Source organism: Streptomyces sp. NPDC056734 (genome assembly GCF_042790455.1).
Lineage (GTDB): Bacteria > Actinomycetota > Actinomycetes > Streptomycetales > Streptomycetaceae > Streptomyces.
Map to the genome: position 1 here is coordinate 23,292 of NZ_JBHTZD010000028.1, position 20,532 is coordinate 43,823.

Below are 20,532 nucleotides of genomic sequence, written 5' to 3' on the forward strand. Positions count from 1 at the left end.
TCCGGAGGGAATCGCATGACCAAGACCACTCAGCTGCGCACCTACACGGTAAGGGAGGGGCTGCTCGACGAGTGGGTCGATCGGTGGCGTTCGGAAATCGTTCCGCTGCGCCTGGAGTTGGGCTTCGAGATCGGAGGCGCCTGGGTGGATCGCGAACGCACCCAGTTCGTATGGCTCATCTCCTACGACGGTCCGGAGACGTTCGCCGACCGTAACGCGCTCTACTGGGCTTCTCCGGAGCGGAAGGCGATGAACCTCAACCCGGACGAGTACTTGATACACACCGACGACCGGACCGTCGAGACGGTCGAGCCGCAGGTATGATCACGGGGCCAGCGGCAGCATGTGGTGGCGCCGTTCGTCGTCACTGAGGACACGGAAGACCCGGCCGCGAGCCCCGGCTTCGAGGCTGTTCAGGTCGGGGTCGGCCGACCACACCCGGGCCGTGTTGTCGAAGGACGCGGTGAGCAGACGGGTGCCGTCCCGGGACCAGGCGATCGAGGCCACCTTGTCCTGGTGCACCCCCACGATCGCGATCTCCTCAAAGGTGGCGGACGACCAGACGCGCACCGTGCGGTCGTCGGACCCGGTGGCGATGAGCCGGCCGTCCGGTGACCAGGCGATGGCGCGGACCCGACCCTCGTGGCCTTTGAGCACCTCGACACGACGGCCCGTGGTGGCGTCCCACACGGCGGCCGTCCAGTCCCCGGAGGCGGTGGCGATACGGGTTTCGTCCGGTGACCAGGCGACGTCGTCGACGTAGTTGTCGTGACCGCGCAGCACCGTCAGCTGGCGGCATCCGGCGACCTCCCAGAGTCGGCACGTACGGTCGTCGGAGGCGCTGGCCAGGAAGCGGCCACTGGAGGACCAGGCGATGCGGCTGATCCAGTCCTGATGTCCCGTCAGGGTAAACAGTTCCACTTGTTCTTGGGCGGCCCATACCCGAACCGCGCCGTCGTGGTCCCCGGTGGCGATGCGGGTACCGTCGGGGGACCAGGCGACGCACTCGGCCACCGCTCCCCGGTGGTCGAAGGCGCTGTGCTGGGCCGGGTGGACGATGCGGAAGACACCGTCGTTGGTGCTGAGGGCCAGGCGGTCGTCGAGTGGTGACCACGCGGCGCTCCACACCCGGTCCGTGTGTTCGGCCACCTGGCTGACCGGGGCTCCGGTGGTCGCGTTCCACACGCGCACCGTTCCGTCGTCCGAGGCGGTGGCGATGCGCGTGTCGTCGTGGGACCAGGTCGCCTGGTTCACGGGCCCGCGGTGTCCATCGAGAAGCAGGCTTTCCGCACCGCGCGGCCGTAGGTCCCAGATGCGTCCTGTGCCGTCGGTGGAGCTGGTGGCGAGCTGGTCGCCCGACGGGGACCATGCCACACCCCAGACGGTGTCGGTGTGTCCTCGCAAGATGGCGACGACCTTCGCGTCATGCGCGTCGACGATACGTACGGTCCTGTCGGAGGAGGCCGAGGCGAGTGTCTGCCCGTCGGGTGACCAGGCGATGTTCCAGACATAGTCCGTGTGGCCGCGTACCAGCAGGCGCACTTCGCCGGTCTCGGCGTCGAAGATCCGCACCGTGTGGTCACCGGAGCCGGTGGCTACGAGGCGTCCGTCCGGGGACCAGGCGATGCCTTCGACGAAGTCGGAATGGCCGCTGAGCGTTGTCACCGATGTGCCAGTGGCCACGTCCCATACGAGGGCGCTCTGATCGTGTGAGGCGGATGCCAGACGCGTGCTGTCCGGCGCCCATGCGAGGCCCCACACATCGTCGCGGTGTCCCCGCAACTCGTGGACCAGGTCCCCGGTCCGGGCATTCCACACGCGCACCGTGCGGTCGCGTGATGTGGCGGCGATCCAGTCCCCGTTGGGCGACCAGGCGGTCTGTCGCCCGATGTCGGTGGCGCCGGTGAGCAGCCGCAGGGGTTCTCCGGAGGCCGCGTCCCAGATCCGTACGACGTGATCGCGGCCCACGGTGGCGATGCGGGTCGAGTCCGGCGACCAGGCCACGCCCTCGACCATCGCGCCGCCGGACGGGAGGACTCGCAACGAGCGACCCGACCGGGCGTCGAAGAGGCGGGCCGTACCGTCTCTCGACGCGGTGACGACGAAGCGGCCGTCCGGCGACCAGGCGACGTGCCGCACGGTGTCGGCATGTCCGTCGAGTTGGGTGCGTAAATGGCTCGATGCCAGAGCCGTCATCAGGCCCCGCCGGGCAGCCGGGGTCGGGGTGCATTCGCCCAGTGCGGCCAGCGTCAGCAGAAGGGACTGTTCCGGAAGCTGGTCCGCGGCGCCGAGCGCGTACTGCCCGATGCTGTCCGAGACACGGCGCAGAAAGGCGAGATCACGCCGCTGTGAGGACTCGACGAGTGCCTGCGCGGTCTCCGGCGCCTGCCCGTTCTCTTGCAGCGCATGGAGCCAGCGCTGGGCCAAGGTGAGCCGCTCTCCGGTCAGCAGGTAGTCAGAGCTGCGGCCGGAGCGGTCCCAGTCATCCGCCCACCGTTCGAGTTCGGCACGTTGACGGAGCTGCTCGGTGCGTGCCTCGACCTCCTGCCGTAGGGGAGCCCACTGGCGGAACAGCGCTTCATGGGTCACCTGTGCGTAGGGCTCCTGACCGGCGCGTACGTCGGACAGCAGCAGGCGTGCGTCGACAAAGGCGTCCACGACGCGTCGCTCCTGCGCTGTCAGCTCGGCCAGCGGCACATGGCGCCTGGCCACCTCTTGCCCCTGGACGGTGACGAATCTGAGCAGCACGCGCAGCACGAAGCCGATGCCATCGTTTCCGCGACCGAGTTCCGCCACGGTGTGGTCGGCCTGCCGGGCGAGGGCGCCGGCCACTCCGCCGAGGCTCCGATACAGCTCCTCGGGCACAGTCTGACCGGGGCCGGAGGCGAGGTACAGCTCCTGCAGCAGATACGCGAGCAGCGGCAGCGCGTCGTCCGTGCCCACATCGTTGACGATGGCTTCTACGACGCCGGGCGCGAAGGACAGGGCCACAAGAGCGCCCGGTCCCTCCACGACCTGTGTGAGCTGAGTCCTGCCGAGTGCGCCAATGGCAACGGGATGCTGGAAGAGGTCGGCGTGCCCCGTGGCGAGGAGCTGTCCCAAGAAGTCCATGCGTACGGTGACGAGTACTCGGATCCTCGCGTCCTGCGTCACGCAAGCGTGGAGTGCCTCCAGGAACTGGGCGCGTTCCCGCTCGCCCGCGAGAGTGACCACTTCCTCGAACTGATCGACAACGACCAGCACGCGGCGGAACCTGCTCCCACGCAGCCGGGACAACTCCGCGAGCAGAGAAGCGGGATCCTGCCGAAGGCGCCGCAACACGCTCACGGAATCCCGCTCCCCGTCGGCGGTCGAGATGGCGGAGGCCAAGGCGGCGAGGGGGTTGGACCCCGGTGAGAAGGCGGGGAGGATCGACCACCGCCGGCTGCGCAGTCGTGGCATCACCCCCGCTCTGACCAGCGACGACTTCCCGCTGCCTGAGGCGCCGACGAGGACGAGGAAACGGTCGGCGGGTCCGTCCTGCACTTCGTGCAGCCGACGCGTCAGATCCTCGGCCTGGGTTTCCCTTCCGAAGAAGGCCGCAGCTTCTTCCTCGTCGAAGGAATCCAGTCCGGGGTACGGAGCCCGGTCGCGAGGCCAGTCCGTCGGCGGAGGCGCGGGCTGCTCCAGCCGATGGACGACGACCTGCATCGCCACCATCGTGACGATCAGCAGTCCGATGGCCGGAATCGCAACGTGCTGGAGCAGTTGCAGGAGCCACGGTGCATTGCTCTCGCCGGTGGCGTAGTTGGTGACAATGCCCAGCAGGCTCGCGACAACCACGATCATGGCCTGAAGCAGTATCTGCATTCGGCTTCTCATGACGCCCCCGCCAGTATGCCGTTGTACCGCCGCAGCACTCCACGCCCCCGCTTCGCCGCCACCGATCACGAGACATCGGGTCATCGATGCCTCGTGAACATCATCTGCGGCGGGCGACTCGATCTCAACAGCGCCCCGGAAAACCAGTCACGTGCCGTGTCACGGTGCGCGCTGGAATCTCTGCTTGTGGAGGGCCTCGGGGCGTTGGCCGCAAGTTCGGATCACGGGATCCGGCCGGTGGTACGACGCCTCGTCACCTGCCAGCCGCACAGGGTACGACTGGCGGTGCCGGGCGCTGTCGGTCCTAGAGCAGGTGGTCTGCTTTCCCGGCTTTGATGTCGGTGATGAGGGTGCGGAGGGCTTGGAGGGAGTCGGTGAGGTGGTGGGTTTCCTGGCCGTTGACGGCTATGTAGCCGTTGCCCTCGGTGTCGGTGCCGAGGCGGAAGCAGGAGCTGCCCTCCGCGCAGAACGGGGCCTCCCAGGTGATGTCGGGCATCGGTGCTCCTCAAAGTTGGCGTGAGATGTCACGAATGAAGTCCCTGGACTGCTCTGGTGGCAGAGCCAGACTCTCCAACAGATCGAGTTGCGCCCGGTATTTCGCCAACTGACCCTCGGCGTGGAGGAAGGTGGGTCCGTGAGAGCTGTCCACCTGCACAGTATCCAGCTGCGGTACGGGCCCTTCGATGTGGACGACTGTCTGTCCGGCACCAGGAAAGGCGCCGTGGGCGAAGGGCAGGACGAGCACGGTGAGGTTGTCCCGCTCGGAGACCTCCAGCAGGTACTCCAACTGGGCGCGGGCCACATCGGTACCGCCGAACTGCATCCGGAGCGCGGCCTCGTGGACAATGGCGACGTACGGAATCGCCCTGTCACCAGTGATCACCCCCTGGCGTTCCGCACGCAACGCCAGTCGCAGAGCAACCTCGTGCTCGGGCAAGGCAGGAACCGCAGCCCGGAAGATGGCCATCGTCTGCTCTGATGTCTGGAGTATGCCGGGCACGTGCACGGTGTTGGCGCCGCGCATGCGCACAGCGTTGTTCTCTGTTTCCGCGATGTCCAGCAAGGCTTGGGGCAGTATGCCTCGGTAGCGCTCCCACCAGCCCGTAACCACCTGTGCCATTTCGACGAGCGCGTCGACGTACGTCTCATCGGTCACATCACAATTGCAGGCCAGTGTGCGCAGGCGCTCCGCGCTGATACCTCGGACTCCGGACTCGATGTTGGAGATCTTGCCTCGGTCCACGCCCAACAGGCCCGCAGCGGACTCGGCGGACATCCCTGCCCCGGTACGGATACGCCGCAGCTCACTTCCCAGTCGCTTCTGCCGCTCTGTTGGAGTCGTCCTCGGGGGCATGGGGTCCCTTCCATCCGGAAGCCGTGTCTCGATGGCGCTCGGCCGCCTCACCCGTTCCGTGGTGAATTCTCGCGAGCACGTGGAAAATTTACCACCACCTGATCTACTGTCAGTATCGCGCAAGTTACACACCGCAGTGCCGGAAGCGCACCGCGCGAGCATGCCCGTCAGCCCTGGACGGGTGTGCTCGCGGCCAGGGCGGTAGGCCACCGGCGACCGCAAACCCCTCACACAGCCGTGGAGTTCGCCATGCCCGAAATCCCCCTCGTCCCTGTCCACTGGCGCTTCCCCGCCCACCCCTCCTCCGTACGACGGGCCCGGCACGCCGTCGCGCAATCGCTGCCGCAGGTGCCCCGTCTCCTGGGGGACGACCTCACGCTGCTGACCTCCGAACTCGTCACCAACGCCATCCGCCATGGCGCCTGCCCGGAAGAGGAAGACCTCATCGAACTCGTCCTGTGGCCCGCTGACGGGCACTACTGGCTCGCCGTTTCCGATCCGGGTCCGGGCAAGCCGACGTTGGCATACCCGGACACGGACTCCGAGAGCGGTCGGGGGCTGCTCCTCGTCAACCACCTCGCCTCCGCCTGGACCGTCCGGCCCCGCCCCGCACGCGGAATGTCCGTGATCGCGGGTATCCCCTTCCGCCAGGGCGGCTGAGAGGGGCGCTGGCCACGCGCGCTTGGTCCGCCGCCCCGGAGTTGCGCGGCGGGCCGGGCCGGGGGACACGACCCCGTGTCGTGACGACCCCTGGAAAGCCAACCGAGCGGCTATTCGGCAGTCGGTTCGACGTAGGTGTTGTCGAACCAGTCGATGAACTCCCGGACGGTGCCGATCTTGGCGACCCGCGCATGCAGGGCCTTCTGGTCGTGTCCGGCCAGGAACCAGCCGCCGGCCACCGGTTCACCGCAGTCGCAGCCGCACAGACGGCTGTCGTGTGAGGAGTCGAAGTACGTGATCGGGTTGCGGGCCGACTCCACGGGAGGCTTATCGCCGACGTAGGCGTCGTGGACCGCGTCGCCCGGCTTGAGGAACCTGCCCTCAATCGCCTTGCGTCCTCCGGCCACCGGAACCAGCCTGTCGATCTCGATGGCCATACGCACCTTCCCTTCGCAGGAGAGCAGCGCGTACCGCTCCTTCTCTGCCCGCTCACCGAGGACCCAGCAGCCTCGGTTGGCGCGGAAGAGAGCCTCGTCGCCCATGTTCGGATCCCAGCCCACGTGCTCGCGGCCCAACTGGTCTTCCTCCGGGCTGACATAGCGCATCCGGCCGAGCGTGATGTGGATCATGAATCCCCCAATAGGTCGATACCTAGGGCGCCTTGCCCTGTCAGCTATTGAGTAGCGTGGCAGATCGCCCGGATACCTTCAACCCCAAGGGTGCTAGGTCTTCAGGTATGTTGCGTCATGGTGCGGGAGTGCTTCAGGCCGCTGGAGCACCTCCCACGCCATCCGACGGCTGCCACGTCGCCCGGACCAGCGCCCGTTCCGTACCCGCGAGGTAGACCGCCGCCGCCAGCCAGGCACGTGCGTACGCGTCCGGGTCCGCCTCCTCCGTGCGGCCGAAGACGTCACGGCCGCGCCGGTCCGCCTCCGTGGTCAGCTCCGTCAGCAGGTCCGCTGCCGTACGGAATCCGACCCGGCGGAGCGCCGCGGCCGTCCCGGCGCGGTCGCCGTCGCGTGCGGGTTGGGCGACGGCTCGGCGGCCACCCGACACGGCGACCTCGATCAGTCGCCGCAGCCGCCACAGTGGTGCCTCCGCCACCGGGTCCGGGGGGATGCGAGGGAGTCCGGCCGTCTCCGGCAGGGCGTCCCCGGGCGGCAGATGGACGCCTTCGAGGCGGTCGTAGCCCAGGTCGGCATGGCCCTGCCACTCCTCCGGCAGGCGCAGGGTCGTTGAGCTGTCGTCGTCCGGCAGTGGGCCGACGGCCAGGGGCCGGAGCGTGGCGGCTCGGTCCGGATCCGGGCGGCCGACGACACGCAGTCGCAGCCCGGGACGGGACGCCAGCCGGCGAAGGTTCGCGGTGTGCGCCAGGTCGGGGTGGCCGTGGGCCGGAAGCAGCCGGATCAGCAGGCCGTCCCGGGCTGTCCGACCGTCCACGTCCGCTCCGCCGGGCAGCAGCTCCCGCGCGAGCACGTGGTCGTTGAACGCTCCTACGATGACCAGATCGCAACCGATCAGTTCACCGGTCCGCTGTCCCGCCTGGTCAGGGTCGCTCACCGGCGCGTTCCCCGGCCCCTCGCCCACGGCCTCGGAGAGAGGTCGCGCGAACAGAGCGGCCAAGGGCCCCGAGGTCCAGGACCGGCCCGCGACCGGCGTTGCCCGTACTCCCTTGCCCGCTCCGAGACGGCCGTCCGACGACAAAGTCGCCCCCGAGATCAGCAGCCCACCGCGCGAGAGCCGGGCGTGATCGAGACTGCCCGACCCCAGCGCGACAGTGGCCGTCGCGGCACCGCGCGCCCGGGCGGAACCGCCCGGCTTGACGTCCGGGACGGTGAACCAGCGTCCGTCGTCGGAGATGACGTGCGTGACCACCCCGCCGAACCCGGTCGCCGAGATCACCGGCTCCCGGCACACCCCGTGCACCCGCAGCGCGCCTTCCGGGCGGTAGGCGCGGCGGGCGGACCCGATCCATGCCGGGTCCGGCGGCTCCGGCGCGGTCAACAGGGCGGTGGTCAGGAGGAGTTCACGCAGGTTGTCGACCAGGTCGGCCAGCCGGTGGCCGTCATGGCGGGAACGGACGCCCCGCAGTCCGCGCACCACACGCAGAGCCGCACCCTCCGCGCGGTGCAGCCCGGCGAGTCGCGCCGAGTGCGAGGCCCGCAGCAACTCCGCCTGCGCGACCGCACCCGCCGCGGGTACCCCGGCGGCCAGCGCCGCCACCGCGGCGGCCCACAGGGCGCGGGCGGCGGCCAATTGCGCTTTCGTGAGCTCCGTACGGGGTTCGGGGCGGGGTTCCGTACGGGGTTCGGTCTGGGGTTCGGTCTGGGGTTCTGTCCGCGATGAGGTGTCGGTGGCACCCGGCCCCGGCACAGCAGCGACCAAGGTGTCTGTCGTTCCCGCCCCGGCCCCGGCCCCAGTCGCCGGGTCCGACGGCTCTGACACGGCGTCCCCGTCGGTCACCGCGTCCCCGCCGGGGTCGGCCACCACATCCACATCCGCCACCGCGTCCACATCCGCCACCGGACACGCGCTCAGCACAGCCGCACGGTGCAAGCACCTCGGTGCCAGCAAGCAACTGCACACCGCCTGCCCGGCGTCCGTGACCGCTCCGGAAGGACCGGGGGTGAGGACCACCTCCGCGTCCGCACCGCACCGAACCCGCAGCCCGGCGGCCTCCACGACGACGGGAACGGCCCCGTACGTCTCCACGGCGGCGTCCAGCTTCTTGCGCAGCCGGGAGGTCAGGCCATCCACCGCGGCGGCGGTCACCTCGGGTGCAGCCGGGGGCAGTTCGGGGCGCATCGGCACGCTCGTCAGGGCGCTCATCGTGACTCTCCGCGGAGGCGATCGCCCACCCAGCGGGCAAGGGCGAGAGGACTGAGGGCGGCGACAGGCATGCCCGCCGCGACCAACTGCTGGGCGACGGGCACGGAGTAGCGCGGGCTGCCGCTGTCGTCCAGCGCGGCGCAGCCCATCAGGTGCACCCCCGAACCCGCGAGGGCCCGTACCTCGCCCAGCAGCCCGCCGAGCGGGTAGCCCTCCTCGAAGTCGCTCACCACCACCACGAGGGTCCGGCTCGGCACCGTCACCAGGGAGCGGGCGTGGGCCAGACCGGCCGCGATGTGGGTGCCGCCGCCCACCCGCACCTCCAGCAGCAGGGACAACGGGTCGTCGACCCGGTCCGTCAGATCGATCACGTCCGTCGAGAACGCCAGGAAGTGCGTGCTGAGCGTGGGCACGCCACCGAGCACGGCCGCGGTCAGCGCCGACCAGATCACGGACGCCTCCATTGACCCGGACACATCGACCACCAGAATCAGCCGCCAGTCCGCCTCCTTGCGCGAACGGGTGCTGAACACCGGCCGTTCCGGAACCACCAGGGTGCTGCCGTCGGGCCTTCTGCGGGCATGGACAAGGTTGGCCCGCAGAGTGCGCGGCAGGTCGATCCGCCCTCCCGGACGGCGGGTCGGGCGAGGCGTGGCGAGACCGGTCAGCGCCGGACGCATCCTGGTGGCCAGCTCCTTGGCCAGTTCGTCGACGAGTCGGCGTACCAGCGGACGCAGCCGGGCAAGCTGCGCCTCCGGCATCCCGCCCGCCAGCGACAGCACGGACGTCAGCAGATCGACGGACGGACGTACCGCCTTGGGGTCGAGTTCGGCCAGTACGTCGCTGCGTCCCTGGTCGGCGGCGCGCGCCAGGACCTCCTCGCGCACCTCCGCGCCGAACAGCGCCTGGAGTTCCTCGGCCCACTCGCGCGCGGTCGGGAAGGAGGCGTCCTGCCCGCCCCCGCGACCGCCTTCGCGGCCCAGGTCCGAGGAGCCCTCCCCGCGACCCGTGCCGTACAGCTCGTCGAGCGCGTGCGCGTAACGACGGGCGTCCGTCGGGAGCCGGTCGTGTTCCCTGCCGAGGAGCAGCCGCCACCGGTCCGTGGCCGACAGACGCGGTACGTCGTCGGGTGGCCCGTCCGCGACGGACCCGCGAGGCGACGCCGTGGAGGTGACGTCGGCAGCCCCAAGGGCAGGGGTCTCAGGGGTACGGGCCTCAGGGGTACGGGTCTCAGGGTTACGGGTCTCGGGGGTACGAGTCTCAGGGCTGGGTGTCTCACCGACAGGTGCCGCCGGGACAGGTGCCTCAAGTCCCGGCGCCTCCGGGACCGGCGTCCCACGGACCGGCGTCTCAGAGGCAGCCGCCTCCGGGGCAAGTGCCTCGGTCGGCCGGTGCGCCCGCGACGTCGGCTGCAGAAACTCCGCCGCCGAACGACCGGCCTCGTCCGCCGCCGTCCACAGCGCGAGCAGCCGCGGCGACGCGCCCAGCGCGAGGTCGAGTCGGTCGCCCAGCCGTTCCGTCACGGTGTGCAGGAGCCGGTCGCGGCCTGCCGGGGTGAGCGTGTCGAAGCCTCCGCGCAGCGCCGGTAGCCGGTCCAGGAAACCCCGGTCGTCGAGCGAGTCGATCCGGTCGAGCAGCGGGTCGAGGGCGGTCGGCGCCGACTGGAGCAGCGGCGCGGCCCCGGTCAGCAGTCCGGTGAGCCGGCGGGCCAGCGCGCGCCGGGCGTCGGGACCGGTGGCCGTGTCGATCCAGCCGGCGGCCCTGGCCCCGAGCGTCTCGGCGTCCTCCAGGTCGAACAGGACCCGGCAGGCGAGAGCGGCACCCTGGACGAGGGGGGACGCGGAGTCCGCGAGGCCGGCCAGGGACTCGTCCATCCGCAGCCCCAGGCGCAGTTCACCGGCGCGGGCGGCCAGGGCGACCAGCGCGGCCGCCTCCTCCGGGTCGTCGCTGCCCGCCAGCCCCGGCAGGGACCGTACGGCCGACTCCAGTAGGTCGGCGGTGAGCGCACTCGCCGTCTGTCTGCCCTCGGGCGTCGTGCCGGGCAGATGCTCCCGGCGCAGCGCCTCCAGCAGATCCAGTCCGGTGAGGATCTCGGGGATCGTCGCGGACGCGGGCAGCACCTCGGCGGCCTCGGCCAGCCGCTGGGCGACCAGCGCGGGCAGATCGCAGCGCGCGGCGTCCCGCAGCCCCGTAAGGACGAGGGCGCAGGTGGGGCCGCCGTCAGCCGATTCCCTGCGGAAGGTCTCCCGCAGCGTGCCCTCCGCCGCCAGCGCCGCGGTCACGCCGCGCACCCCGGCCAGGTCAAGACGGACCGGCACGGAGGGGACCCACGAGAGCCGCCAGCGTGCGGAGAGCGCGGCGGCGTCGCCCGTACCGGCCACGGCCACCGGCTCGCCGTACCCCACCCCGCACACCTCCAGCCGTCGCAGGAGGATCTCGCGGCGGTGGTCGAGGGCCGAACGCAGCGGGTCCAGACGCAGCTCGCGCGGCGCGGGATCGTCGGGGCCCGGCAGTCGCAGGGCGGCGAGTTCGGCCTCGACGGACGGGCCGAGCCCGGAGCGCGGTGTGCCCGGCGCGACCCGGCCGCGGTCGGTGCCGACCAGGACCACTTCCAGGGCTCGCGCCAGCGCCCGGCCCCGGCCGAGCGGCTCGCCCTGACCCAGCACCACGGTGAGGGCTTCGAGGACCTCGCCGCGTCCCGGGGCGGGGAGCCCGCGCAACCGGGCCAGGTCGCAGGCCACGCGCAGCGTCTCACCCGCCTCGCCCGTCCCCGCCGTGTGCCCGGCCGCCCGCAGCTCCCGGCACACCCGCGTGATCGCCCCGGCCGCGGCGTCGTGCAGCAGACCGGGATCGCCCCCGGCGCCGAACACCGCCTGCTGCCAGCGCGGATCGCGGATCCCGGCGGGGTAGCCGGACCGGGAGTCCAGCAGATCGAACGCGTACGGGACCAGGGAGGTGACGACGGGGGCGGGGCCCCCCGGGGTTACCGGTCCGGTCGATGCCGCACGTCGCCCCGTCACCCCCTCGGCGGTCGGCACCCCCTGTACGGCCGCGCAGTCGCCCGGGGGCTGCTCCCGCCCGGCCGTCCCGTCGGCCAGCGCCGGGGCGTGGAAGGCGCCGATCACCGCCGCGACCCGGCGTCCACCCGCCGCCGCGAGGGCGATCGTGTCCCGCATGTGCGCCTCGCGCGCCAGGTCCACGGCGGACACCCCGCCGGACGACTCGGCGTCCTGACGCAGCGCCCAGCCGACACCCAGCGCGGCCCGGCGCAGCGCCTCGGGAGCACACCCCGGGGCACGCACCTCCACGCTGCGGTCCCACAGGTCGTCCCCGTCACGCCCGGTCCCGGCGGCGGTGAGCGCCTGCGCGAAGGATGTGAGCGCGAGCTGACCAGCGGGCGGCCCGCCGACCGTCTGGCGAGGCCCCCCGTTCGTCTGGCGAGCGTCCCCCTCCGTCTCGCGAGGGCCTCCGTTCGTCTGGCGACGGCTCCCGTGCGTTTCGCGAGGGTCCCCGTCTGTTTCGTGAGGGTCTCTGTCCGTCTCGCGCGGGGCCTTGGCCGCCTCGCGAGCGTCCCCGCCCGCATCCGGCTCCCCGCCGCCCCAGCGCGGGTCGGCCATCGGCAGATCGCAGCAGATGACGTCCACGCCCCGCTCCCGCGCCCAGCGGACCGCGGCGAGTTCGGGCGAGAAGTCGGCGAACGGGTAGAACCCGAGCCGCCCGCCCTGCCCGGCGCCCGCGAGCGCGACCGGGGCGAGGGTGGCGGGCGCGCCGAGGTGAGCGAGCCACGGCTGGAAGTCGACCGGCAACTCCACGCACACCACCTCGGCGCCGGCCGCGTCCAGCAACGCGGGCACGGCCGCGGCGAGCGCGGGACTGTGGTGCCGTATGCCCAGCAGATACGGCACCACGGACCCGGCGAGGGCGTCGAGCGCCAGCCTCGGGTCTTGGGCGGGCGCCGTCTGCGGGTCTTGGCCGGGCGCCGCCGTCGCGTCCTGTACGGGCGTCACCCCCGGGTCCGGGCCGACCACCCCCCGAGGGCCCTGGCCGGCCACCACCCCCCGGTCCTGACCAGCCGCCACCTTCCCATCCTCAGCCGGCGTCACCGAAGGTTCTCCCGCAGATCCCACAGGCGGCGCCAGGTCGCCGAACCGTCCTCCGCGCGGCGGCGCACCGGCCCGTCCCAGTAACCCAGCAGGCGCGCGTGGTCGCTGGGATCGTCCTTGCGTACGACGCCCAGGAGATGACCGGGGACCAGGTCGAGCGAGTCCCCGGCGGGCAGATAGGCGGCGGACACTCCCAGGGAGACGGCGACCTGCACCGCCTCCGCGGTGGACATCACCGTCCCGGGACGCTCCACGTCCCAGCCCTCGGCCGAGCGCCCGGCCCGCAGGTCCCGGAAGACGGTCACCAGGACGTCGAGCACCGCGTCGTCGACGTCGAAGGCCGCGCCCGCCCGCTCGACCGCCGCGACGGCCTGCCGCTTGATGAGCGCGGTCTCGGCCTCGACGTCCGCGATCGGGTGCACCGTCTCGAAGTTGAAGCGGCGCTTGAGCGCGGCGGACATCTCCGACACACCGCGGTCGCGCAGGTTGGCGGTGGCGATGACCGTGAACCCGGGAGCGGCGGCCACCTGCGCCTCGTCCGTGCCGGACAGTTCGGGCACGCTCATCCGGCGGTCGGAGAGGATCGACACGAGCGCGTCCTGCACCTCGGGCAGACAGCGGGTGATCTCCTCGACGCGCGCCACCCGTCCGGAGCGCATCGCGCTGAGGACCGGCGAGTCCACCAGGGCCTGGGGAGTGGGTCCCTGTGCCAGGAGAAGGGCGTAGTTCCAGCCGTAGCGCAAGGCGTCCTCGGTGGTGCCCGCGGTGCCCTGCACGGTCAGTGCGCCGGTGCCGCAGACGGCCGCCGACAGCAACTCCGAGAGCATCGACTTGGCCGTACCCGGCTCACCCACCAGCAGCAGACCGCGCTCTCCGGCGAGCGTGACCACACACCGCTCCACCAGGGCGCGTTCGCCGACGAACTTCGGGGCTATGACGAGCTGGTCCGGCAGCGTCTCGTGAGGCTTGGACAGCTTGAGGGGATCGCCCGTGCTGCCGCAGACGAAGGTGATGACGGCTCGGGGCGTCAGCAGCCAGCCGGGTGGACGGGGGCCTTCGTCGTGGGCGGCGAGGAAGGCGAGTTCGGTGGCGTACCGCTCTTCGGCGGGCAGCGTCTGCCGGGGCGGAAGGGCCGTCGCCGTATCGATCGGGGGCATGGATGTCCTTGCTGGGTAGGTCTGGTAGGCGTCGAAGATCCGGTGACCGTCGACGGGCGGGGGAGTCGGGAGGGGACAGGGGGCACCGGGGGCACCGCGAGGGGGAGCCGGGAGGGCCCGGGGGCACCGCGAGGGGGAGCCGGGAGGGCCCGGGGGCACCACGTGGGGGAGCCCGGAGATGCCGGGGGCACCGCGTGGCGGAGCCGGGAGGAGACAGGGTCACCGGTGGTATCCGATCCCCCCACCTCCCTCCTCCTCCCCCCCACGGCATCCGCCGACGACGGCACCCCCCGCCGATCAGCGCCGCCGCCCCCGCCGCACCTTCAGCTCCTCGAACCGAGGCGCGTCGCCATCAAGGACCCGTTGCCACGCCCTGCGATACAGGTCGGCGACCGGTTCCGTCGGCACGATCACGCCGAACGAGGCATGCTCGCCGTGGACGACCTCGAACAGCGGTAGCTTCCAGCGCTCCAGCGGAACCCGGGGCGCAGGCTGTTCGGCCCAGCCGCCGGGCAGGAAGAGGGAACGCCCGGCCCTGGTCCGGGTGGCCCCGACCACGAGATCGGTGGCGGCCAGTTCGGCACGGGCCGCCTTGAGCCGGGCCGGCTTCCAGCCCGTCCACCGGGCGGTGGACCGGTCGGTCGGGTCGGGCATGGCGAGCAGCATCAGATACAGCGTGGCCGCGTCCTCGCCGAGGCCGTACTCCTTCGCCGCCTCGATGACCAGGTCGGGCACGGAGCGGCCCGGGTCCTGCGGCCACCAGGTGCCGGCCTGGTCACGGTCGCCCACGACCGGCTCTCCGGGGTCGGCGAGCAGGGCCGCGAAACGGGAATCGCGCACCAGCCGCAGGGCGACCTCGGCCGGGTACGGGTGGTCGTCGACGCGCGTGGCGGGCAGGTGGGGGTCCTGACCGGCCTCGTCGAGAAGGTCGACGCGGATGCCCGGGGCGGGCTGGTCGTCATGGGTGGCGAGGACGACGGCGCCGTAGCGCTCGAATCCCGGGCCGGTCTCCGTGGGCGAACCCGCCGCTTTGCGGAACGCGGGGAGGCTGATGTAGCGGCCGAGGTCGAGCATGAGACCGGGGGCCGCCAGCCGTGCGCGCACGGCGCTGAGCGCGGGCGGCAGCGCGGCGCGGATCGGGTCGCCCGCGGGCAGCCGGTGGGCGAGCCAGGCCGCGAGTGCCACCGCGCCGACCAGGGTCTCCACGGTGAACCCGGCCCCGTCGTCGCCGACGGGCCGTACCCGGTCGCCGTTGACCTCCCAGCGCAGATCCCGGCTGAGCTGCGGGGCACCCGCCGGGTCCAGCAGCGCGGGCAGGGCTTGCCGTACGTTCCACGCCGAGTGCTTGAGGGCGCGGATGGCGTCGCCGAGCAACTCCTCGGGCAGGGCGGGACGCCTGCCGAGCCGGGCGTTCCAGACGGCGGCACCCGCGGCCACGTCCGGGCCCTCGGTCCACAGCCGGACCGGATCGGCGGGCAGCAGGGCGGCCACGACCTCGGCGCGCACGGCGCTGTCGATGCCGCGCAGTTCGTCCTTGGCGACCGCCGCGGGAGCGGCCTTCACCCCGATGGCCTGGCGGGCCTCGGTGGTGAGGAAGGTCCGCTCATAGGCGTCGACGCCCGGCAGCCCGGCGACGACCAGCCGGGCCATCGTCTCGGTGATGCCGGTCAGCCGGGCGAACTCCTCGGCGGCCCCGGGGAACCACGGCGCGGGACCCCGCTCGGCGAGCGCGCCCAGGAACTCCCCGAGCCCGACCCGGTGTCCGCCCTGGCGTCCGCCCCGGTGTCCATCCTGCTGCCCGTCCTCGCCGATCGGGCCGCCCTGACCGCCCTGGTCGATCGAGTCCTGAGACCCGATCGAGCCCTGAGACCCGATCGAGCCCTGAGACCCGATCGCCCCGATCGGCTCGCAGGACAGCACCTTGTAGGGCTCCGGCACGGCAAACCGCCCCGCAGGATCGTGCATGAGGCCGGTGAAATCGCAGCCGTCGTCATCCAGGGACCCATGTCCGGTCACCGCGACGAAGGCGCCGCCCGCCAGCGGCAGCAGACCGTGCCAGGAGCCCTCCCGCCCCTCGCCCGAGGCGATACGCAGCCGATGCGCGTCCAAGTGCAGGGTCACCCTGCGCCACCGGCCGGACTCCTCGGACCCGCTGCCCATCCCCAACCGGTCGAATCCGGCCAGGAGCTGCCGCAGCGCGTCGCGGTGCTCGTCGGTGGTGGTGCCGGCGGCGGCCCGGTAGGCGAGAGCCGGCGCCTGGGCGATCAGGGCGGGCAACTCCAGTTGCCCGACGGGAAGTTCGGGTCCGTCGAGATGAAGCCGCCCGTCGGCCGGGTCCGTTTCGGCATGACCGGCCTCGGCATGACCGGCCTCGGCATGACCGGCCTCGGCGGCACGGGTCAGCACACGCAGCGCGCGGAAGACGGTGTCGGCCTGGTTGTCGTCGCCCCACCAGTAGCCGCGCCACGCACCGAGACCGCTCATCGCGTCCCGCAGCACACGGTCCGCCGGACCGGCCGGGCCCTCCTCTGCCGGGCCGCCCTCCAGGGCCCGGGTCAGCCGGATCGCCGCCGCGTCCAGGACGCCCTGCTGGGCCGCCGCGTAGCGCACGATCCCGGCGATGCCCTTGAGCAGGGCGGGGTGGGTGACGGGCAACAGGGCGCGGATCGCGCCGGACAGCCCCTCGGCGTCCGGGTCGGCGGCGGCCGCCAGCAGGGCGGCGGCGGTGTCGCGGTCGATGCGCCGCAGCCCCGCCGAGCCCGCCGGGTCGCGCGGGGTCAGGCACTCCCAGTACTGCACGGGCGGCAGCAGGAGGGTGCCCTCGCCGAAGCAGCCCGCCGTGCGGTCGGTCTTCGCCCAGGCGGTGACGACACCCTCCGCGTCCACCAGGTCGAGCTGCCAGCTGTTGCGCACGACCGCCGTGGGCCGCTCGGCGCCGGGAAACATCACCAGCGTGTACGGCCGGCTGGCCTCGGCCGGGAGCGTGAGGGTGTGCCCGGCGAGGTCCTCGACCCGCGTGGAACCGTCCGGGAGCGTCAGCCTGCGCAGGCCGACGAGCCCGTGCACGGGCGCGGAGGCGGGGGCGGCACCGGTCGTGGGGGAGGGCCGCAGCCGCCCGCCCGCGAAGCTGCTGCCCTCGGGAGCGCCGCGCAGCGCGTCGGCGAGGAAGGCGGGCCGGCTCATGCGGCCACGGTCGCCGGTGGCCGGGTCGTACTCGTACCAGCCGTGCGCCTCGCGGTCCTCGGAGTCCGCGTGCCATACCCAGTAGGAGGAGCCGTCGAAGAGCAGCGGGCGCTCCTCGGGCACGGTGGTGTCACCCGCGTGCACGACCCCCCGGCCGGTGGTCCGGCCGCCGCCGGGCAGCGGCAGGGTGATCGGGAAGTCTCCCCGGTACCAGTCCATCTCGGTGCCGCGGGTGGCGTGCGGGCCCTCCAGCGTCTCGACGCGGTCGGCCCGGCTGTGCCAGTAGCCGCGCAGGCCGCCGTTGCCGCTGTTCCAGTAGACGAGGAGTTCGCCGTCGACGTGGTGGAAGCCCGGGTCGCCGTGCTGGCTGCCCGCGGGGATGCGCAGGTCGTGGGTGAGCAGGGTGCCCTCGGCGCCGATCACCCGGGCCTGGGCCGCGCCGGCGACCACCAGGTGGGGCCAGGCGTCGGCGACGATCAGATCCTCCACGTCGCTCTTCGGCACGAGGTCGGCCACCGCCTCCTCCCAGGCGGGCCACCCGAGTTCGTCGAAGAGACCGGCCCGCAGGGTGCGTACGAGTACGGGGGCGAGGTCGGTGGCGACGGCCTCGCGCACCGCGTCCTCGGCGAGCGCCAGCGCCTCGGAGGGCAGCCACTTCAGCCGGTCCAGCGCGTCGGGCAACTGGGGCAGACCGACCACGGTGAACCGCCTGACGACCCCCGCGACCCACCGGGCCAGCAGCGGACGGCAGCCGGGAGACACGGCCAGCAGACGGATGGCCCGCAGCGCGTTGTCGTGGTTGCCGAACCGGTCGGCGCCCTTCAGGAAGGCGGAGTGGAAGCGGGAGTCGGCGCCCAGGAACACCATCTCCCGCTGTCCCTCCCCCTGTGCCCACTGCGTCAGCGGCAGCGCGTCGTCGCGCTCGGGGGCGGCCACCGGGACGTCCAGGGACAGCAGCAGGTCGATCAGATCGATGTCGTGCGTGACCTGCAACGCGCCGCCGGACGCGCGGAGTTCGGCTCGCAGCCGCTCCACGGTCCGCTCCACCAGCGGGTACAGCTCGGTCATCCGGGTCGAGCCACGCCAGGAGCGCGCCCGCTCGCGGAAGGTCAGGAAGCGGCCCAGCCAGCCCGCCGTGCCGTCCCGGGGCCGCTCCTCCTCGGGCAGCGAGGCGTCCCACAGTCCCGCGGTGGCGCCGGAGTCCTCCAGCACCGTGAGCCACAGCGCGGGCATGTCGTCGTCATGGCCCGCCGGAACCATGTCCAGCAGGACGCCCCGCACCCGCCGCTCCCGGGCGGCCAGCGCCACCAGCGCGGCCCGGTGGCCCTTCCACCAGCCGGCCGCGGCACGCAGGGTGGCCGGCAGACCCAGCAGCTCGGACAGATACTCCTGCTCGGCGAGGTCGGCGTCCTGCCCCGCGGCGCGGGCCAGCTTGCGCAGATCGCCCGCCATCTGCGCGGACGGCGGCAGACCGCCCGCCGTACGGCGCAGACACAGCCGGGTGAAGCGCCGCAGCGCCTCCTCGGCCGGAACCCGCGCGGCCAGCTCCCGGCCGTACGCGGACAGCACCTTCACCGGCAGCGCGCCCGCGAGGGCGAATTCGAGGAACACCGCGTCGAGCCGGTCCTCCTCGATGACCAGCCCGTGCTCCGCCTCGGCCTTGCGGGCCCGGGTGAACAACTGCGCCGCGTACGTGGCGTTCTCCTCGGCGAGGAAGACCCGCCCCGCCTGCTCGTAGAACGTCGGCAGGAAGTGCGGGACGGAGGCCGCCAGCCGCGCGCCCAGCTCCACATAGGCGTCCATGGCGGCCTTGGGCCGCGACTTCGCCTGCCGGGCCGCCCGCTCCAGATCCGGTACGACGCCCAGCGCGTGGTGCCCGTCCGCGGGGTGGTGCACCAGCACCCACTCCGGGAAACCCAGCGACTGCCGCAGCCCCAGCCCCACCACGGCCGGTTCGCCGTCCTGCTCCAGTCCGAGGAAACCGGCGGCGAGATCCTCGGCGGCCCCCAGCTCACCGGCCACCAGCCGCACCACCACCCGGTCGTCGAGCCCCGGGTGCCGGTACCTGCGCGCCGTCAGCGGAACCGCCCGCTCACCCGCGTCCCGCGTGTCCGGCGGCAGCACGCCCCCGGCAGCGAGCACGTCCTCGTACGCCCCGTGCGAGACCTGCGCCCCCACCTGCGCCCCCACTTGCGTCCCCACCTGATTCCCCCCACTCATGAGTTCTTGCCCTCCTCGATGTCCCGCCCGGCGTACAGCGCCGCCGCCATCCGCATCCCCTCCGACCAGGCCACCGGACCCACCTCGCGCAGCGCCAGAGCCCGCCCGTCCTGCCCGTGCCAGGTGAGCGCACCGGTCTCCACCGAGTCCTCCCAGTACGGCTCCCCGATCCACACGGAGGCCTCGACGGTGCGTCCGCCGTCGCGCACCCGGGCCGTGGAGTAGCCGCCCGAGACGCGGTAGCCCAGAGAGCTGGCGCGCGCGGCGAGGGCGAAGCGCGAGCGGAAGGACCCGCCGGCGAACTCGCGTATCTCGCCGGCCTTGGGGTCGAGGTCGCCGGGCCGCTGCCAGGTCGCCCGGTGGATCTGCTCGACGCGCTGGACGATGCCCAGCTCCGCGGCGAACTCCCGGAGGTCGTCGAGGTCGGGCAGCAGCACCGGGTGCGCCAGAGTCACCGTGCGCGGGGACAGCCGTACCGTCTCGCCGTCGAGGTTCACCACCCGCAGCTCGCCGTCCTCGGTGGCGCCCCGCAGGAAACCGACCTCGTCGGGGTCGTCGCCGACCACGGCCAGATCACGCAGGGCCGCCTGCCAGGCATCGTCCGGCCACACCCGGGCCAGCAGGCCGGTGGGCACGGGCAGCGACGAAACCATCCAGGAGTCCACCTGCGCGACACACCCCGCGGCATGCCGATCCAGCCATTCCGCGAACCGCCGCAGCCGGTCCACCTCGGGGTGGTCCTTGAGCGCACGCGGCAGGGACTTCAGCCGCCGCCCCGCGGCCCGCCCCGAGGTGGCCCGCGCCGCCACCCGCCCCTCCACCAGGGCGACTTCATACCCGTCACCCGCCGACAGCCAACCCACGATCCCCGCCTCACGCATCAAGCCAGCAAGAAGAAAGCACAGTTCAGCCGGGAATCCCCAGCACCGGTGCGACAACAATCAGAACGTTAGCGGCGCCCACTGACAACGGGCGGGGAAGCGGTGCGCGGACCACGGGGAACAACCGGCGAGACCGGCGCCAGGAGCCCTTCGGCACCCGCTTCCGGCCCCCCCACGCGCGAAGAAGGCCCGCCTGTCCGGCGGCGCGAACCAGACACTGCTGGACGCCACCGGGCAAGGGGCCTCGGCATAACGCGACTGAGTGGGGAACCCTCAGGCGGAGA

Annotated in this window: 11 protein-coding genes; 2 read left to right on the top strand and 9 right to left on the bottom strand. The window is 72.6% G+C overall.

The window, feature by feature from the left end:
* Positions 1 to 15 precede the first annotated feature (15 nt).
* On the top strand, positions 16 to 324 hold the full coding sequence (locus ACFRFC_RS32455) for an NIPSNAP family protein (protein ID WP_382691659.1): 309 nt from the start codon (positions 16 to 18) through the stop codon (positions 322 to 324).
* Here ACFRFC_RS32455 and ACFRFC_RS32460 read toward each other — a convergent pair whose 3' ends face one another.
* The 3 genes from ACFRFC_RS32460 to ACFRFC_RS32470 form a co-directional block, all read right to left on the bottom strand.
* Entirely contained in the window at positions 325 to 3,849 is a 3,525-nt protein-coding gene (locus tag ACFRFC_RS32460) for an AAA family ATPase (RefSeq protein ID WP_382691658.1), read from the bottom strand. It abuts the gene before it with no gap.
* A gap of 316 nt (positions 3,850 to 4,165) precedes the next feature.
* Positions 4,166 to 4,357, bottom strand: coding sequence for a hypothetical protein (locus tag ACFRFC_RS32465; RefSeq protein ID WP_382691656.1), 192 nt, complete (start codon positions 4,355 to 4,357; stop codon positions 4,166 to 4,168).
* 9 nt (positions 4,358 to 4,366) lie between these two features.
* Positions 4,367 to 5,215 carry a helix-turn-helix domain-containing protein gene (locus ACFRFC_RS32470; RefSeq protein ID WP_382691654.1) on the bottom strand — a complete coding sequence of 283 codons (849 nt, stop codon included), beginning with the start codon at positions 5,213 to 5,215 and terminating at the stop codon, positions 4,367 to 4,369.
* 249 nt (positions 5,216 to 5,464) lie between these two features.
* Between ACFRFC_RS32470 and ACFRFC_RS32475 the strand changes: the two genes are divergently transcribed.
* Complete coding sequence (locus ACFRFC_RS32475) at positions 5,465 to 5,875, top strand: ATP-binding protein (protein WP_382691652.1); 411 nt, start codon at positions 5,465 to 5,467, stop codon at positions 5,873 to 5,875.
* A gap of 110 nt (positions 5,876 to 5,985) precedes the next feature.
* On the opposite strand, the gene ACFRFC_RS32480 is transcribed toward ACFRFC_RS32475, so the two are convergent.
* The 6 genes from ACFRFC_RS32480 to ACFRFC_RS32505 all read right to left on the bottom strand — a co-directional run bounded on the left by ACFRFC_RS32480 (position 5,986) and on the right by ACFRFC_RS32505 (position 20,230).
* The gene (locus ACFRFC_RS32480) at positions 5,986 to 6,504 is read right to left on the bottom strand and encodes a hypothetical protein (RefSeq protein WP_382691650.1); all 519 of its coding nucleotides are present in this window, start codon (positions 6,502 to 6,504) and stop codon (positions 5,986 to 5,988) included.
* 133 nt (positions 6,505 to 6,637) lie between these two features.
* Entirely contained in the window at positions 6,638 to 8,680 is a 2,043-nt protein-coding gene (locus ACFRFC_RS32485; protein ID WP_382691728.1) for a hypothetical protein, read from the bottom strand.
* A gap of 20 nt (positions 8,681 to 8,700) precedes the next feature.
* Positions 8,701 to 12,711, bottom strand: coding sequence for a DUF5682 family protein (locus ACFRFC_RS32490; protein WP_382691727.1), 4,011 nt, complete (start codon positions 12,709 to 12,711; stop codon positions 8,701 to 8,703).
* Between the two features lie 92 nt (positions 12,712 to 12,803).
* The gene (locus ACFRFC_RS32495) at positions 12,804 to 13,964 is read right to left on the bottom strand and encodes an AAA family ATPase (protein WP_382691648.1); all 1,161 of its coding nucleotides are present in this window, start codon (positions 13,962 to 13,964) and stop codon (positions 12,804 to 12,806) included.
* Positions 13,965 to 14,261: 297 nt separating this feature from the next.
* Positions 14,262 to 19,367, bottom strand: a complete 5,106-nt coding sequence (locus tag ACFRFC_RS32500) for a DNA-binding protein (RefSeq protein ID WP_382691646.1) — start codon at positions 19,365 to 19,367, stop codon at positions 14,262 to 14,264.
* Entirely contained in the window at positions 19,364 to 20,230 is an 867-nt protein-coding gene (locus ACFRFC_RS32505; RefSeq protein ID WP_382691726.1) for a DUF4132 domain-containing protein, read from the bottom strand. The genes ACFRFC_RS32500 and ACFRFC_RS32505 overlap by 4 nt, the downstream gene beginning before the upstream one ends.
* Positions 20,231 to 20,532: the final 302 nt, after the last annotated feature.